Origin of the sequence: Tepidibacter aestuarii (genome assembly GCF_934924865.1) — a bacterium.
Lineage (GTDB): Bacteria > Bacillota > Clostridia > Peptostreptococcales > Peptostreptococcaceae > Tepidibacter_A > Tepidibacter_A aestuarii.
On record NZ_OW235315.1, the window covers coordinates 1,870,885 to 1,887,227 of the forward strand.

Here is a 16,343-nt window from a genome sequence, read left to right on the forward strand (position 1 = left end):
TAAAACTTAACTCCTATTTAATATATTTTTTATCAACATTTTCCCTTCATCAAAAGCTTTTATATTTAAGTGTTCACTTCCTTGAGGTACTCTTGCTAATATTGCTTCTTTTAAACTTTCGTCTTTGATATCCTCAATAAGTTCTTTAATAGCTCCTAATGCAACTATATTCGAAACCATTTGCTTTCCTATTTTTTCTTTAGCTGTATCTATTATAGGTATCTTATAACAAAAGTCAGTATCTATATTATCCCCTATATTAACACAAGAATCAACCAGCAATATCGATTTTTTCTTCATATTTTTTGCATATTTATCAAAAGATTTTTGTGTTAGGCATAAAAGCAAATCTGGATCATTAACTTTTGGATAATTTATATCTCTATTACTTATTATAACCTCTGACTTACTAGCACCGCCTCTAGCCTCTGGCCCATATGATTGACTTTGAACTGCATTAAATCCATTTTTTATAACACTTTCAGCTAATATTATACCAGCAAGTATCAACCCTTGCCCTCCTGATCCTGTTAATCTCAATTCCTTTCTCATATAGACATCTCCTTTTTAAACATATCTATAATTTTAAAATATTCCTCTATATATTCAGGTTCATGGACATCTTTAAATTCTCCCATAAATATTTTATTTTCTATATCATCTTTATTTAATTTATCTTTAGCTGATATATCAATAAATTTATCTTTCATACCTTTTATTAAATCAACTGCACTACCTTTTTTATTTTTTCTTCCATAATAAGTAGGACAAACGCTTACCCCTTCTACCAGAGAAAAGCCTTTATGATCAATTCCTTTTTTTACATATTCAATCATTTTTTTAACATGATATACAGTAGATCTAGCTACATAAGTAGCTCCTGCACCTGATGCTAGTTCACAAATGTCAAATGCCTTATCTATATTTCCATAAGGTGCTGTAGTACCTTTTTCTTTATTTGGAGTTGTAGGAGAATATTGTCCACCTGTCATTCCATATATATTATTATTGAATATAATAGTTGTTATATCTATGTTTCTTCGACATGCATGTATTAAATGATTTCCACCAATAGCACTGGCATCCCCATCTCCAGATATAACTATAACTTTTAAATCAGGATTTGAAACTTTAAGACCGGTTGCAAATGCGATTGCTCTTCCATGTGTTGTATGTAAAGTATTAAAATCCATGTACCCAGCTGCTCTTGATGAACATCCTATACCAGACACTATGCATACTTTATCTTTATCCAAATTCAATTCTTCTATTGCAACTGCTATACTTCTCATCAATATTCCATGCCCACATCCTGGACACCAAATATGTGGAAGTCTATCTACTCTAAAATTATTTTTTATTATTTTGCTAGGCATTTTTCCAATACCCCCTTTACGTAATCATTTATGTGCTCAGGAGTTATAATTTCTCCATTTGCCTTATTGACTCCATAAATATTACAATCCTCTTTAACTATTCTCTCTATTTCTTGTCTTACTTGACCCAAATTCATCTCCGGAACAAATATCATATCTTTGTTTTTACTTATTTGTTTTATTTTTTCCTCTGGAAATGGCCATATTGTTTTTAAAACAAACATACCTGCTTTTATACCTTCATTCCTAAGATTTTCAACTGCCTCTTTAGTAGATCTTGCCATACATCCAAATGTAACAAATAAGATATCAGAATCATCAATTAAATATTCTTCATATATCAATATATCATCTAAATTTGAATTTATTTTTCCCATTAATCTGTTTAATAATCTTTCTGCTTCATTAGTGCTATTAACAGGAAATCCTGTTTCATCATGCACAAGTCCTGTTACATTATATCTGTAGCCTTCTCCAAAATTAGCCATGGCAGGAACCAAATCTTCAGTATATTCATATGCTTTGTACTCATTAGGTTCTACTTTAGGTTTTTTTCTATCTATTACAACCATATCTCCTTGATTTGGAACTATTACTTTCTCTCTCATATGTGCTATAACTTCGTCCATTAATAATATTACAGGCGTTCTATATTTTTCTGAAAAATTGAATGCTTTTACAGTAAGCTCAAACGTCTCGCTAACACTCGTTGGTGATAATACTATTATTGGATGGTCTCCATGAGTACCCCATTTTGCCTGCATTACATCCCCTTGTGATGGACAAGTTGGAAGTCCCGTACTTGGTCCTCCTCTTTGCACATTCACTATTACACATGGTATTTCTGTGATGCATGCATACCCTATATTTTCTTGTTTTAATGAAAATCCTGGGCCACTAGTTGCTGTCATTGATTTTAATCCCCCTAATGATCCACCAATAACAGCTGCCATGCTGGCTATTTCATCTTCCATTTGTATAAATTTGCCTCCAATTTTCGGAAGCATTACAGCTGATAATTCTGCAATTTCAGTTGAAGGTGTTATTGGATAACCGGCAAAAAATTTCATACCAGCATAAATAGCTCCATGTACACAAGCTTCATTACCTTGAAGAAGTTTTATATTATTGTGCATATGCTTTATCCTCCTTACACATTACATTTTCTAAGTATATTGCATAGTCAGGACATCTCATTTCACATAATCCGCATTTTATACATTTGTCTTCTTGCATTATATGTACCTTATCATTTTTTATTTCCAAAATTTTTTTAGGACAAAATTCTACACATATTCCACAACCCTTGCACCAATCACGTTTTATAACTAATTGTTTATCATCCCCTGGCATTTTTTTACCCCCAATGCATTTTAAAATCTTTATTAACTTCATATTATCAAATTTTTTGATATATTGCAATTTAAATTTCATTTTTGTTTTCAAGCCCTTCATTTTGAAGTCAAACTTTCTTTATTCTAAAAATTCCAAACGTGACAATTCCAATATTTTACACGTATTTATTCTATATTTTTGAACATAAAAAAAATAGCCCCTTGATAAAAGAGCTATTTTCAATCAACTTTTTTCTCCACCAATATAAGTTGCGGAGGGTTATTTTTTTGATTTTTAAAACTACATTTCAATACATCAAATTTTCTTTGTTCTAAGTTAAACAATAACTTTTCTACAGCTTCTTTTTCTTCTAACCCGCCCTCATGTCCTACATATATACAAATGCTTAATACTCCATTTTTTTTCAAAAGATCAAGTGACTTTTTTAATGCTGCAACAGTTGTGTCTGCTTTAGTTTTTATATTATGATCTAATTTAGGCAAATATCCTAAATTGAAAAATATAGAATCCACTTTTTCATTTATATACTTATCTATATTTTCATGTCCATCTAATATCAACGTAACATTATCGAATAAATTTTCTTTTTTTAATCTTTTTTCTGTATTTTCTATAGCTTCTTTTTGTATATCAAACCCATAAACCTTACCTGTTTTCCCTACCTTTTCCGATAGATATTGTGTATCATATCCATTACCAACAGTAGCATCTATAACTACACAGCCTTCTTTAATTATGTCTTTGTTTATTAGTTTTGTAAAATCAGTTACATTAGTTAAATATTTAGATCTCAAATTTTTCCTCCTAATCTTTTTTATTACTCCTGCAAGGATTTTCAAAAAAATCTGCAAGTTTTATATATGAATATTCATTTTCATCTATATCTATATCTAATAAAAAATCTCTATTATATAATTTATCAAAACCTATATTCTTATAAAAATTCATTTGTCCGCACTCTTTAACCATAAATATTTTTATTCCATTAATATCTGCCATATTTAATAAAGATTTTATAAGCCCATCTTTTAAAACCATTTCTAGTGTCTTATCAAATATATTTATTGTGCTTAAAAAAGCTATATTATTTTTTATCTCATATCCTGCAAACCCTAAAAGTTCTTCATTTTCATATGAGCATAATATATTTTGTTTTATTTTGCTATAATCTAAATTTTCTTTTTCTAAAATGCTTTTAATTCTAATTTCACTTTTTTCATACATTTTACAAATACTTATCATTATTTTCACCTCTAATTATAAAGATTTTAAATAATTTATTTCGTTTTGAGTTAAGTTTCTATATTTTCCAACTTTAAGATTTCCAAGTTCTATATCTCCTAGAGCTGTTCTTTTTAAAGATAAAACAGGATGACCTATTGCTTTACACATTTTTCTTACCTGTCTGTTTTTGCCTTCATGTATTTTGATTTCACACATACTTTGTTTTTCTTCTTTTTTTATAACTTTGAATTCTGCTGGTGCAGTTACATAGTCTTCTATTTTTAATCCAGATTTAAATTGTTTTATTTTAATTTCATTAGGTACCAACTTAAGTCTTGCTAAATAAGTTTTAACAACTTCATGCTTAGGATGAGTTAATCTGTATGTAAGGTCTCCATCATTAGTTAATATTAAAAGCCCAGATGTTTCATAGTCAAGCCTTCCAATAGGATATATTCTTTCATCAATATCTTTAACCAAATCAAGTACTGTTTTTCTATTAAACTGATCTTTTACAGTTGTAACATAGCCTTCTGGCTTATTTATAAGTATATATACATTTTTTTGTTCTATATTTATTATTTTGCCATTGACTTCTACTTCATCTTGATTTTCATCAACATCTATTCCTAGTTCTTCTACTATCTTTCCATTAACTTTTACTTTTTTATTTTTTATTAACTCATCAGATTTTCTTCTTGAAGCCACTCCGCATAATGCCATATATTTATTTAATCTCATACTAATTCTCCTTTTCTAATTTGTTGCTAAGATATATTTTTTTATAATGGATATGAGATTATGCTCCTTTTAACTTATAAGTAAGCATAATCTCTGTAGTGAATTTAAAAAAGTTTCCCCTTTAATAATAAAGACTTTTTTATTATATAGTTATATATGTTTTTTTTCTATAGATTTTAACCAATTTATGTTGTGAAAGGCCTAATATAATGTTAAAATACCTCTTATATCATATATTTCAAATATCGAAGTTATTTTGTAGGAGGTTTGTAATGCTTTCAAGATATAAAACTAAACATATAATTTTTTTACTGTTAATATCATTAATCATCTTTAAATTTGTAAATAATCCCGAATTTTTTATCCAAAGATTTAACTCTGCGATTTCTTTGATAAGTCCTTTTATTTGGGCTGTTTGTATTGCATATCTTCTCAACCCAATAATGGTTTATTTTGAAAAAAGATTTAATATGAGAAGATCTTTTAGTATAATGCTAATTTACTTTCTATTAATAAGTATTATAAATTTTACCATTACTATACTATCTCCTAAAATAATCGATAGTATAAATGATTTATCTAAAGATCTTCCAGTATATATGTCTACAGTTCAAGAGTGGATAAACGAAAATATCATAAAATCCAAATTACTACAATATAGTAATCCTTTCTTAAAAGAAAATTTAAAGGAAATAATAAATGAAGTATTAGGCTTTTTAAATATTACATCTAGTAATTTAGTAACTCAAGCTATAAATATTACTTCTAATTTATTTAATGCTATACTTGGAGTAATAATTTCTATTTATCTATTAAAAGATAAAGAAAACCTTATATACAATATTAAAAGACTTTTATATGCAATTTTAGGAAAATTCAAGTCAGATAAAGTTGCAGATTTTTTTAAGATAGTAAATAAGATTTTTTCTCAGTACATAATAGGAAAATCTATAGATTCCTTAATAATAGGTATTATATGTTTCGCTGGTTTATTAATGCTTAAAGTTCCTTATTCTCTTTTGATAAGCATAATAATATGTGTATCTAATATGATTCCTTACTTCGGTCCATTTATAGGAGCTGTGCCTGCTGTTCTTATTACTTTAATAAATAATCCTATACAAGCTATTTGGGTAGCTTTATTTATACTACTGCTTCAGCAATTTGATGGTCTTTACCTTGGACCTAAAATATTGGGAGATAAAGTAGGCCTGAACCCCTTATGGATTATAGTTGCAGTTATATTAGGTGGAGGACTATTTGGTATTGCAGGCATGTTTTTAGGTGTTCCTGCAATGGCTATTACAAAAATACAACTTGAGAAATATATAGATATAAAACTAAAAAATAAAAATATAGTGTAAACAAATTAAAAGAGTTATTTCACTTTAGAAATTAATTTCAAAGCGAAATAACTCTTTTTATACAAAAAAGTGAAAAACTTCAAATATATAATTTGCTCCATTGGTTAAATTAATATAAAGCGAAACTTAATTTAGATGGAATTTTCACTCTATCTGAATTTATAGCTACGTAAGTGCTCTTTGGGTAAAGTATAGTTTGAAAGGAGGTAAATCAATGTATAGATATACTAAAAACAAATCATGTAATGATAGATTAGAATTTGCTGATGAATTGAATCTACCTAATTCTCAACATCCAAAACAAACAGGTTCTGTAAGCCAGAACACAAGTAGACCGCTACCTAAAAAGTATAAGAAAAAGTAGAGAAATAAAAATGGGCTATTTAATTAAAATAAGCCCATTTTTATTTCTATAAAGTAAACTACAACTCCAATAATTAGATCTGGTATTAATCCAATTAAGACACCTGCTATAATAGAGAATAAGCCTTGAGATACCATAATATTGGTAAGTGCAAGCTCCCCTGCAGCATAGTTTCCCCTACCTACTATAAATATAAATATTTCATGCAACATATACCCAAGTTGATACAAATACAGTTTCTTAAGCATTATGTATTAAAGTTTCTTTTAAAGACATTTTCTTAAGTTCTTCTTCATGTGTATCATCTTATAAAAACTTATTACTCATTATCATCATTATTATAGACACAACAGTACCAGTTATACCAATAGTTTTGCCTAAGTTTTTTATCCCTAAATCATTTACGTCTATTTGAAAAAGTAGCATAACTCCTAAAGTAAAACCTACAAATATAAAATCCACTATGAGTTGTTTTATATCCTATACTATCAATTTTTTGATGTCCCTTAGCCTTATTATAAAGAGCTATATCAACTTCATCCCCTTCTTCAATTTTACTTTTTCCTCTTATATTTTAAAATTTAAATCTTGTAGCAATTTAAATTTTTATATCATAACTTAATATAAGAAAGGAGGAATAGGTATGTTTTTTTATAATCGTCAGCAACCACCAGGACCTCCACCATCATATACACCAAAAAAACCAAGTTCAGGTCCAGGTTTAGCAATGGTCGATCCAGGAGCTATAAGATTCTGCCGTTATAAATTCACTTATATTTGGCTTGAAAATGGACGCAGCTTTTGGACTTGGCTAGTATTTGTTGGTCCTACATCTATAGCTGGATTTAGATGGATGAGAGGCGGTTGGAGATTTTGGGGAACAGATATTAGAAATATAGATAGTTTTTACTGTTAATTAAAAATACCAGTCAAAAGACTGGTATTTTTTGCATATTGAGCCATGCCTTAGCATGAAGCGAATTTTTGATTACATATTTTTAGCTTTTTTGGTACATTCTCTCATAGCTTTCATAACAGCAGTTCTAAGTCCATACTCTTCTAGAGTGGCCACTGCTTCTATAGTAGTACCTCCCGGTGAGCACACCATATCTTTAAGCTCTCCAGGGTGTTTTCCAGTCTCAATAACCATTTTTGCTGATCCTAAAACAGCTTGAGCCGCCATTTTGTATGCTTTATCTCTAGGCATACCGTCTGCTACAGCAGCATCTGCCATAGCTTCAATAAACATAAACACATATGCTGGAGAAGATCCACTAGTTGATATAAATACCTCCATTAACTTTTCATCTATAATCTCTATTTTACCAAAACTTTTAAATATATTAACTACTTCTTCAACCTCTTCTTTTGATATATTTTTATTAGGACATATACCTGTCATACCCTCCCCCACAAGTGCTGGCGTATTAGGCATAGTTCTAACCATTTTTATATCTTTTCCAAATGCATCTTCTACATCTTTGATAGTTTTTCCAGCTGCTATAGTAACTATAGCAACATCTTCTTTAACAAAATCCTTTATCTCATCAATTACAAGATTATATACATTAGGTTTTACAGATAATACTATAATATCTGATGTTTTTGCTACTTCTTTATTATCCATTGTAGTCTTTACCCCATATTCATTTGAAACAAGATCTAAACTACCTTTATATCCATCAGCCACAATTATACTTTCAGGCTTTAATAATCCAGATTTAACTACTCCACCAATCATTGCTCTTCCCATATTTCCACAACCTATAAATCCAATCACCTTATCCATAGTAAACCTCCAAATTTAAAATAATTATCTATATTATATCACTTAATTATACTAAAAAGCTTGTTCTGTTCTTTCTATTATCTCATCTTGTAATGATTTACTTAAGTTATGGAAATGATCACTGTATCCTGCAACTCTAACTATTAAATCCTTGTATTCTTCTGGATTGTTTTGAGCGTCTATTAATAATTGTCTATCAACTACGTTAAATTGAATATGATGTCCATCCATAACAAAATAAGATTTAACTAATGCAGCCATATTCTCAAGACCTTCATCACCAGCAACAACTGACGGAGTAAATTTTTGATTTAATAAAGTTCCACCTGTTCTTAAATGGTCCATCTTAGCTGCTGATTTAACTACAGATGTTGGCCCATTTCTATCTGCTCCTTTAGCAGGAGATATACCTTCTGATAAAGGCTTATTAGCTAATCTTCCATTAGCGCTAGCAGTCATTACTTCTCCAAAATAAACATGACATGTAGTAGGAAGCATATTTATTCTATAATATCCGCCCTTCATATTTCTTCTATCTGTAACTTCATTATAGAATGCATTAAATGCATCTAGCATTAGTTCATCTGCATAATCATCATCATTTCCATATTTAGGAGTTTTATTTAAAACAATATTATGAATTTGTTCATAGCCTTCGAAATTATTGTCTAAAGCTTCCATTAACTCGTTCATACTAAATTTCTTTTTATCATATACATTGTATTTTATAGAAGATAAACAGTCAGTTATAGTTCCTATCCCCACACCTTGAATATAGTTTGTATTATATCTTGCTCCTCCAGCATTATAGTCTTTAGCCTTTGAAATACAATCACTAACTATTATAGATAAAAATGGAGATGGCATATTTTTAGCATAAATACTCTCTATTATATTGTTTCCTGCAATCTTTATATCTACAAAATAATTTAATTGCTTTTTGAATGCTTCAAACAATTCTTCATAACTTTTGAAATCTTCAGCTTTTCCTGTTTTTATACCTAATTGTTTACCAGATATTTTATCATATCCATCATTAAGAGTTAGCTCTAGTATCTTAGGTAAATTCAGATAACCAGTTAGGATGTATGCTTCCTTTCCATACGCTCCAGTTTCAACACACCCACTAGTACCCCCTTCTCTAGCATCTTCTATACTTTTTCCTGCATTAAGTAACTCTTGTATTATAGCATCTGTATTATAAAAAGCAGGCTGACCCCATCCTTTTCTAGATATCTCACAAGCTCTTTTTAAAAATTTATGAGGAGTTTTTTTGCTTATTTGAACATTAGAACTCGGTTGTAATAGCTTCATTTCATCCATAGTATCTAATATTAAATAACTAACTTCATTTATACCATCATGCCCATCAGATGTAATACCTCCGGTGTTTATATTAGCAAAATCAGTATACGTTCCACTTTCTTTTAGAGTTATACCTACTTTTGGGGGAGCTGGTTGATTATTAAATTTAACCCATAGACATTCTAATAATTCTTTAGCATTATCAGAAGTTAAAGTACCTTCTTCAACTTCCTTCTCATAGAAAGGATTTAAATGTTGATCAAGTCTTCCTGGACTAAATGCATCCCATATATTTAATTCTGTAGTAACTCCAATATGAACAAACCAATACATTTGAATAGCTTGATAAAATGTTTTAGGAGCATGTGATGGAACAACTTCACAGTTTTCAGCTATTTTAAGAAGTTCTTTCTTTCTTACTTCATTGGTTTCTTTACTTGCCAACTCTTTTGCATATTCAGAATAACGTTTTCCATAAATCATTATAGCATCGCAACAAATACTCATCGCTTTAAGCTGATTTTCTTTTTCGTATGCTTCCTTATCATTCATATAATCTATCTTAGATAAAGATTCTTCTATATCTTTTTTGAAATCTAAAAATCCTTTTTTATACATTTTACCATCTGCAACAGTATGACCTGGTCCTCTTTGTTCCATAAATTCAGTAAATATTCCATTTTCATAACAATTTATCCAGTCAGAAGTCATATGATCATATATCATTTTTCTTATAGAGCGATTCTCCCAGTATGGAATAATTTTTTCTTCTTGAATTTTTCTAGTTTCGTCATTCACCCTAAAAGATATTTTTTCTCTAGAATCCATAACTGTGAAATCTTCTAATGTATGACAACAAAGTTCTGGAAAAGTAGGAGATGATTGAGGCCCTTCTCCTTTTTCACCTACTATTAATTCGTCTTCATTTATGCAAAGTGTTCTGTTCTCCATAAAATACTTAAACGCCAAAGCTCTAACAACTGGAACTGCTTCAGTGCCAGCATATTTTTTATAAGCTTCAGTCATTAATGTTGCTCTTTCTATTGAAATATGTGGCTGAACACTCATACTTTGTTCTCTAAGTTTTTTAACCCTTTCATTCATACCTCTTCTCATTAAACTAACCCCCTATTTTAATTTTAAAGTTATGTTTTTCAAATATATTTTTAATTTCTTCTATCCTTTCATCAGATGGTTTAGACATTAATTCATCCTCATAGTTAATATTTAATCTTTTATATTTGTCTTTACCTATTTCATGATAAGGTAATAAGTTTATGCTACTTATATTTAAATTTTTTATAAATTTAAGCATGTTTTCAATATTTTCATCATCACAGTTAATACCTTGTATTAACGGTATTCTAAGATTTATATTAGCTCCTCTTTCAGATAGCATAACTAAATTTTTCAATATAAGTTCATTAGGCTTTCCTGCATATTTTTCATGTCTTTGTGAATTCATTAACTTAATATCGTATAAAAAGAGATCAACATAATCAATAATTCTTTCGTAACTTTCAAACGGCGCATATCCACAAGTATCAATAGCTACATGTATTCCTTTTCTCTTACAATTCTTAACTATCTGCTCAACAAAATCTATTTGACTCATTACCTCTCCACCAGATAAAGTAACTCCCCCTCCAGATTCTTCATAAAACACTTTGTCTTTTTCTATCTCTTTCATCAATTCATTTACACTATATTCTTTTCCTACTAATTCTCTAGCGTTATTAACACAAAAATCAATACAATTTTCACAATGGCTACAAATACTATAATCATTTATAATTTTATCTTCATTAATTTTTATGCAATCATGCGGACATCTTTTTTCACACTCTCCACATTTGCTGCATTTTTCTTCATTATACATTATTTCACTCTTGTATCTTTGACTTTCAGGATTATGACACCAAATACAAGTAAGTGGACATCCCTTAAAAAATACAGTAGTTCTAATTCCAGGTCCATCATGAACACAGTATTTTTGAATATTTATTATTTTAGCATTCTTCAATTAAATCATCCCCTTGACAAGCGAAGATCAAGTTCAGATAAAACATAGTTTCATCTGAACTTTAATTATAATCTTTTACTTATATAAACATACATAAGCAGTTTCTTCATTTACCTCTACATTGAATTTTTCATTAGCTTCTACTATAAAAGTTTCATTTTTATTAAATTCTTTCCATTCATCACAGCCAGGAAGCTTAACTAACATTTTCCCACTTGTTACAGTCATAAATTCTTTCTTAGAAGTTGCAAACTCATATTTCCCAACTGCCATAACTCCAATAGTAGCTGGTCCTTCGTTAGTTTGGAATGCAATCGATTTAACATTTCCATCAAAATATTCATTAGTTTTAAACATGTGATCATCTCCTATTATTATAATTAATATGAATAATTTACCTCTTAATGCTTTAATTATACTACAAGTTTGTTATTTTTTCTATAATTTTTTCATTTTTGTAAATTTTTTATTTTAAAATGAATTTAATTGCAGTTTTATGAATTCCTAACAATATTATATGAAGTTTTTTCATTTTTATGTATTTATCCAAAATATGAAAATTCTAACCCTCTACTTTTCTAAGACCAAATATAAAATCGAGTAGCTAGAAAATATGATAATTAGTCCTATTTTCTTTACTCTCACAGAACCGGACTTACGTTTACCGTATCCGGCTCCTGAAATTTTTCTCCAAACTAATAATAGTTTTACAACAACCCAACTTCGTATCATCTTTAATAAGTGACGTAACTTCCAAGATTTCACTGACACAAAGTAGCCCGTATTCTCTTGCTATGATAGCACCAGGTTTCATGTCTATTCAATCACGTTCAGTCCAAAGATAGATTTTTTAAATTTGTCTACTTATTTCATTTTCCAATCTAAACTTGATATTTTACCTACTAGGTACAAACTGTATAATCTAAGAATGGTAATATCACTTGAACTTTAGTTTTATATATACAAAAGCTCTGATGCCAAAACCACACCAGAGCTCAATAAAATTGTTTAATTGATATCCTAAGATTTATAACTTATTAATTAAATTTGTATAAAAGCTACATGCATCAATTATCTGATTTACTTTACAATTTTCATTAGTCATATGAGCTAGCTTATATTCTCCCGGGCCAAAACCTATGGAAGGTATCCCCATACTTACCGGAGTTACTGCATTGGTGCTAAAATCCCAATAATCATATTTAGGAGCACAGTTGAACGTTTCACTATATGAATCAATACAAGCTTTGGAAAGTTTATGTTCCAAATCTATTTCCCACGCTAAATGAAAAGGCTCATATCTAATATCCATTCCAGCCCAGCTTTTTCTATGAATTGTTCCTATCTCCCAGGATGCGTTTTTACCTTCGATGATCTTATCCATCTCTGCTTTAATTGTATCTTCAGTTTCTCCTAGCACCATCCTTCTATCCAAATATACTTCGCATTCAGACGGAACAGCATTTAGAGAGACACTTACAGATGAAATCTGAGACATTACAAGAGTTCTTCTTGGGCCATCCTTTTTCAACAGATCATTATTAGTCTTTTCTACGCGTTGTATAATTTCTGCCATTTCATAAATTGCATTATTTCCCTTTTCAGGTGCTGAACCATGTGCTGAAACCCCTTTTGTTTTAATAGAAATTTGCACTTTACCTTTATGCCCTGTTACTATTTTGTTACCAGATGGTTCGCAAGTAATAAAGAAATCTGGCTTAATGTTACATTCTTTAAACATATGCTTAAGATTTTCTCCATCACAATCTTCCTCAAATACCGTACAGGAAACGAAAATTGTTTTTCCTGTATCTAACCCTAATCTCTTCGCAATAGCACCAGCATATACTGAAGCAGCGGCTGCAGACTTCATATCAACGGAACCTCTACCATAAAGCTTATCATTGACAATCTTACCACTAAAAGGTGGAACATCCCATTTTTCTTCGTCCTTTACTTCAACAGTATCAATATGGGAGTCAAACATGATTGCACTTTCACCATTTCCAATTTTCCCAACAACATTGCCCATAGAATCTATGATTACTTCATCATATCCAAGATCTCTCATTTTTTTCTCAATAATCCTAACAATCTTTTCTTCTTGTCCTGAATAACTTTTTATTCTTACTAGGTCCTGAGTAAATTTCAGTAAATCATCTCTAGTTTCCTCAACTATATCTATAATTTGTTTTTTCATAATACCATCCCCATCTTGTATTAAATTTATATATTTATTTATTTCTTTCTGCTATATGGCGTATCTTCCAGTGGAAGTTTTGTTCTATGTTTTCCATCTAGCTCATAGTAAGCTCCTTGTACTGCAGGAGCTGTAGGAATTGTGGCTATTTCACCAATACCCTTTGCTCCATATGCTAAGGGGCTTTGGTTCTTCTCTACAATTATACTCTTTATTTTAGGAACCTCTGTGACTCTAAATAATCCTAAAGTTCCAAATTTAGCTGTTGGAACACCTTTATTCAGCGGATAATCTTCTGTTAAAGCGTAACCCAATCCCATTACCACACCACCTTCAATTTGACCTTCAACATTTATAGGATTTATAGCTTTTCCAATATCATGAGCTCCTATTACTTTTTGAAGTTTTCCATTGTCGTCTAATACGACAACATGTGTAGCATATCCATAAGCTATATGACTTACAGGATTTGGTTTATGTGAACCCATTGGGTCTGTTATACCTTCGTATTCGGCATAGAAATCTTGTTCTTCTAGGTCTATCAAGGTCTTCCCTGTATCTAATAATTCTTTTAATTTTAATGCAGCTCTTCTTGTGGCTTCTCCTGTGAATAGGGTTTGTCTTGAAGCAGTAGATGTTCCAGAGTTTGGAGTTTTAGCTGTATCTGGAGCATCAGCAACCACTAAGTTTGGTGACAACTTAGTTGTTTCACACACAATTTGAGTGGTTACAGTTGCCAGTCCTTGCCCCATACAAGCAGCACTGGTTCTTATGTAAACTTTTCCACCTAAAACTGTTAATCTACATCTTCCTATATCAGGAACACCTACACCAAGGCCACTGTTTTTAAATGCACATGCTATACCTGTATAAGGATGCTTTTCATATTCTTCTTTTACTGCTAGTAATGTTTCTTCCATTGCAGTTCCTTCGTCTGCTACCTGACCATTTGGAAGTATCTCTCCTGGTCTTATGGAATTTCTATATCTAATCTCCCATGAAGATATACCTACTTTTTTAGCTAAAAAATTCAAGTTACTTTCTGTGGCAAAAGCTGATTGGGTGACGCCAAATCCTCTAAATGCCCCTCCTGGAGGATTGTTTGTATATACTGCTATACCTTCAATATCTACATTTTGATAGTTGTAAGGCCCTGCAGCATGGGTACATGCCCTTTGAAGAACAGGCCCACCCAATGATGTATATGCTCCTGTATCAGCTATGATCTCTGCTTTCATCGCAGTAAGCTTTCCATTTTCATCACATGCAGTTGTAAATTCCATTTCCATTGCATGCCTCTTTGGATGAATCATAATACTTTCTTTCCGAGAAAGTTTCACTTTTACAGGTTTCTTTGTATTCCATGCTAGCAATGCTGCATGGTGCTGAACACTCATGTCTTCTTTCCCACCAAATGCACCGCCAACCAGCTTACTGATTACTCTAACCTTTTCCTTTGGAATACTTAGTAATTCTGACACCTCTCTTTGTTCATCGTATATTCCTTGTGCTCCTGTATATAATAATATGCCGTCTTCTCCATCAGGCATACCAATTGCACATTCCGGTTCAAGGAATGCATGCTCCGTGAAAGGAGTTGAATATTTACTTGTTACTACATATTTTGAATTTTCTATTGCTTCGTTAGCATTTCCTCTCTTTAATACTTCCTTTCTCAATATATTTCCATTTTTATGAATCTTTGGAGCACCTTTTTTCATTGCCATTTCTGGTGAAGTAAGGGGTTCTAGCTCTTCATATTCTACCTTTACAAGATTTAGACCTTCTTTTAAAGCCTTTTTACTTGTAGCTGCCACTAATGCTATAGCATCTCCTACATATTTTGTTTCTTCTCCTTCTTCTATCATAGCTGGCCAGTCTTTTACTAAATGACCAATATATCTTTTTCCTGGAATATCCTTTGCAGTAAGTACGGCAACAACTCCTGGATGTTTTTTAGCATCTAAAGTATCTATTTTTTTAACCAATGCTCTTGGATACTTTGACCTAACTGCCGAACCATAAAGCATTTCATTTATATACATATCATCAACATACTGACCTGTACCAAGTACTTTATTCTTGGCATCTGTTCTATGCATTTTTTCCCCTACAAAACCTTTACATTCAATCTTTAGAACCTCAGTTTTTTCTCTAAAGAGTTTTGCAGCCATTTGGATAGCTTTTACTATTTTTATGTATCCAGTGCATCTACATACATTTCCCTTTATTGCTTTTTTTATTTCTTCCTCTGTAGGATTTAAGTTATTATCCAAAAGTGATTTTGCACTTATAACCATACCAGGTATACAAAAGCCGCACTGCACTGCTCCTGCTTCTGCGAATACAAAAGTATATACATCCCTTTCCTTATCTGAGAGACCCTCTACAGTTGTTATTTCTTTTCCAACAACTTTACTCGTTTTTAAAATGCAAGATTTGATTTTCTTTCCATCAACCAGTATAGTGCAAGTGCCACAAGTACCTTCCGAACATCCATCTTTTACAGATATAAGCCCTAGATCTTCTCTTAAGTATTCAAGTAAACTTTTATCTTCTTTTGTATTTACACTTTTGCCATTTACTATAAATCCATACACT

At 30.7% G+C, this 16,343-nt stretch carries 18 protein-coding genes; 3 read left to right on the plus strand and 15 right to left on the minus strand.

Features of this window, described 5'->3' with window-relative positions; genetic code table 11:
- Positions 1-6: 6 nt before the first annotated feature.
- From M2214_RS09285 to M2214_RS09315, 7 genes are all read right to left on the minus strand, one after another.
- Positions 7-552, minus strand: a complete 546-nt coding sequence (locus M2214_RS09285; RefSeq protein ID WP_248476556.1) for a 2-oxoacid:acceptor oxidoreductase family protein — start codon at positions 550-552, stop codon at positions 7-9.
- A complete protein-coding gene (locus M2214_RS09290) occupies positions 549-1,376 on the minus strand; it encodes a 2-oxoacid:ferredoxin oxidoreductase subunit beta (RefSeq protein ID WP_248476558.1) in 828 nt (275 codons plus the stop codon). Before M2214_RS09290 ends, M2214_RS09285 begins: the two co-directional genes overlap by 4 nt.
- Complete coding sequence (locus M2214_RS09295; protein ID WP_248476560.1) at positions 1,361-2,512, minus strand: 2-oxoacid:acceptor oxidoreductase subunit alpha; 1,152 nt, start codon at positions 2,510-2,512, stop codon at positions 1,361-1,363. Before M2214_RS09295 ends, M2214_RS09290 begins: the two co-directional genes overlap by 16 nt.
- Complete coding sequence (locus M2214_RS09300) at positions 2,502-2,729, minus strand: indolepyruvate ferredoxin oxidoreductase subunit alpha (RefSeq protein ID WP_248476562.1); 228 nt, start codon at positions 2,727-2,729, stop codon at positions 2,502-2,504. The genes M2214_RS09295 and M2214_RS09300 overlap by 11 nt, the downstream gene beginning before the upstream one ends.
- A gap of 221 nt (positions 2,730-2,950) precedes the next feature.
- Positions 2,951-3,526 carry a tRNA (mnm(5)s(2)U34)-methyltransferase gene (locus tag M2214_RS09305; RefSeq protein WP_248476578.1) on the minus strand — a complete coding sequence of 192 codons (576 nt, stop codon included), beginning with the start codon at positions 3,524-3,526 and terminating at the stop codon, positions 2,951-2,953.
- Positions 3,527-3,536: 10 nt separating this feature from the next.
- Entirely contained in the window at positions 3,537-3,956 is a 420-nt protein-coding gene (locus M2214_RS09310) for a hypothetical protein (RefSeq protein ID WP_248476587.1), read from the minus strand.
- A 33-nt stretch (positions 3,957-3,989) separates the two neighbouring features.
- The gene (locus M2214_RS09315) at positions 3,990-4,697 is read right to left on the minus strand and encodes a pseudouridine synthase (protein WP_248476595.1); all 708 of its coding nucleotides are present in this window, start codon (positions 4,695-4,697) and stop codon (positions 3,990-3,992) included.
- Between the two features lie 272 nt (positions 4,698-4,969).
- On the opposite strand from M2214_RS09315, the gene M2214_RS09320 reads away from it, so the two are divergent.
- Entirely contained in the window at positions 4,970-6,061 is a 1,092-nt protein-coding gene (locus M2214_RS09320; RefSeq protein ID WP_248476602.1) for an AI-2E family transporter, read from the plus strand.
- A gap of 214 nt (positions 6,062-6,275) precedes the next feature.
- Positions 6,276-6,425 carry a hypothetical protein gene (locus M2214_RS09325; RefSeq protein ID WP_248476604.1) on the plus strand — a complete coding sequence of 50 codons (150 nt, stop codon included), beginning with the start codon at positions 6,276-6,278 and terminating at the stop codon, positions 6,423-6,425.
- 23 nt (positions 6,426-6,448) lie between these two features.
- Here the strand turns inward: M2214_RS09325 and M2214_RS09330 are convergent, their stop codons facing one another.
- Positions 6,449-6,637: a hypothetical protein gene (locus M2214_RS09330; protein WP_248476606.1), complete on the minus strand. Its 189-nt coding sequence runs from the start codon at positions 6,635-6,637 to the stop codon at positions 6,449-6,451.
- Between the two features lie 94 nt (positions 6,638-6,731).
- Complete coding sequence (locus M2214_RS09335) at positions 6,732-6,887, minus strand: hypothetical protein (protein ID WP_248476608.1); 156 nt, start codon at positions 6,885-6,887, stop codon at positions 6,732-6,734.
- A 181-nt stretch (positions 6,888-7,068) separates the two neighbouring features.
- Here M2214_RS09335 and M2214_RS09340 point away from each other — a divergent pair, with 181 nt between their 5' ends.
- Entirely contained in the window at positions 7,069-7,341 is a 273-nt protein-coding gene (locus M2214_RS09340) for a hypothetical protein (protein ID WP_248476610.1), read from the plus strand.
- Between the two features lie 72 nt (positions 7,342-7,413).
- Here the strand turns inward: M2214_RS09340 and proC are convergent, their stop codons facing one another.
- From proC to xdh, 6 genes are all read right to left on the minus strand, one after another.
- Positions 7,414-8,214 (minus strand): pyrroline-5-carboxylate reductase, encoded by an 801-nt coding sequence (gene proC, locus M2214_RS09345; RefSeq protein ID WP_248476612.1) that lies wholly within the window; start codon positions 8,212-8,214, stop codon positions 7,414-7,416.
- 51 nt (positions 8,215-8,265) lie between these two features.
- Entirely contained in the window at positions 8,266-10,635 is a 2,370-nt protein-coding gene (gene hypD, locus M2214_RS09350; RefSeq protein ID WP_248476614.1) for a trans-4-hydroxy-L-proline dehydratase, read from the minus strand.
- Positions 10,636-10,639: 4 nt separating this feature from the next.
- Positions 10,640-11,542, minus strand: coding sequence for a trans-4-hydroxy-L-proline dehydratase activase (locus M2214_RS09355; RefSeq protein ID WP_248476616.1), 903 nt, complete (start codon positions 11,540-11,542; stop codon positions 10,640-10,642).
- Between the two features lie 75 nt (positions 11,543-11,617).
- A complete protein-coding gene (gene ppnP, locus M2214_RS09360; protein WP_248476618.1) occupies positions 11,618-11,899 on the minus strand; it encodes a pyrimidine/purine nucleoside phosphorylase in 282 nt (93 codons plus the stop codon).
- A gap of 670 nt (positions 11,900-12,569) precedes the next feature.
- Entirely contained in the window at positions 12,570-13,742 is a 1,173-nt protein-coding gene (locus M2214_RS09365; RefSeq protein ID WP_248476620.1) for a YgeY family selenium metabolism-linked hydrolase, read from the minus strand.
- 38 nt (positions 13,743-13,780) lie between these two features.
- Complete coding sequence (xdh, locus tag M2214_RS09370; protein ID WP_248476622.1) at positions 13,781-16,342, minus strand: selenium-dependent xanthine dehydrogenase; 2,562 nt, start codon at positions 16,340-16,342, stop codon at positions 13,781-13,783.
- Position 16,343 lies beyond the last annotated feature (1 nt).

Coding starts and splice junctions, on each gene's coding strand:
- M2214_RS09285 (WP_248476556.1), bottom strand. CDS start 552: ATGAGAAAGGAATTGAGATTAACAGGATCAGGAGGGCAAGGGTTGATA.
- M2214_RS09290 (WP_248476558.1), bottom strand. CDS start 1,376: ATGCCTAGCAAAATAATAAAAAATAATTTTAGAGTAGATAGACTTCCA.
- M2214_RS09295 (WP_248476560.1), bottom strand. CDS start 2,512: ATGCACAATAATATAAAACTTCTTCAAGGTAATGAAGCTTGTGTACAT.
- M2214_RS09300 (WP_248476562.1), bottom strand. CDS start 2,729: ATGCCAGGGGATGATAAACAATTAGTTATAAAACGTGATTGGTGCAAG.
- M2214_RS09310 (WP_248476587.1), bottom strand. CDS start 3,956: ATGTATGAAAAAAGTGAAATTAGAATTAAAAGCATTTTAGAAAAAGAA.
- M2214_RS09315 (WP_248476595.1), bottom strand. CDS start 4,697: ATGAGATTAAATAAATATATGGCATTATGCGGAGTGGCTTCAAGAAGA.
- M2214_RS09320 (WP_248476602.1), top strand. CDS start 4,970: ATGCTTTCAAGATATAAAACTAAACATATAATTTTTTTACTGTTAATA.
- M2214_RS09325 (WP_248476604.1), top strand. CDS start 6,276: ATGTATAGATATACTAAAAACAAATCATGTAATGATAGATTAGAATTT.
- M2214_RS09330 (WP_248476606.1), bottom strand. CDS start 6,637: ATGTTGCATGAAATATTTATATTTATAGTAGGTAGGGGAAACTATGCT.
- M2214_RS09340 (WP_248476610.1), top strand. CDS start 7,069: ATGTTTTTTTATAATCGTCAGCAACCACCAGGACCTCCACCATCATAT.
- proC (WP_248476612.1), bottom strand. CDS start 8,214: ATGGATAAGGTGATTGGATTTATAGGTTGTGGAAATATGGGAAGAGCA.
- hypD (WP_248476614.1), bottom strand. CDS start 10,635: ATGAGAAGAGGTATGAATGAAAGGGTTAAAAAACTTAGAGAACAAAGT.
- ppnP (WP_248476618.1), bottom strand. CDS start 11,899: ATGTTTAAAACTAATGAATATTTTGATGGAAATGTTAAATCGATTGCA.
- M2214_RS09365 (WP_248476620.1), bottom strand. CDS start 13,742: ATGAAAAAACAAATTATAGATATAGTTGAGGAAACTAGAGATGATTTA.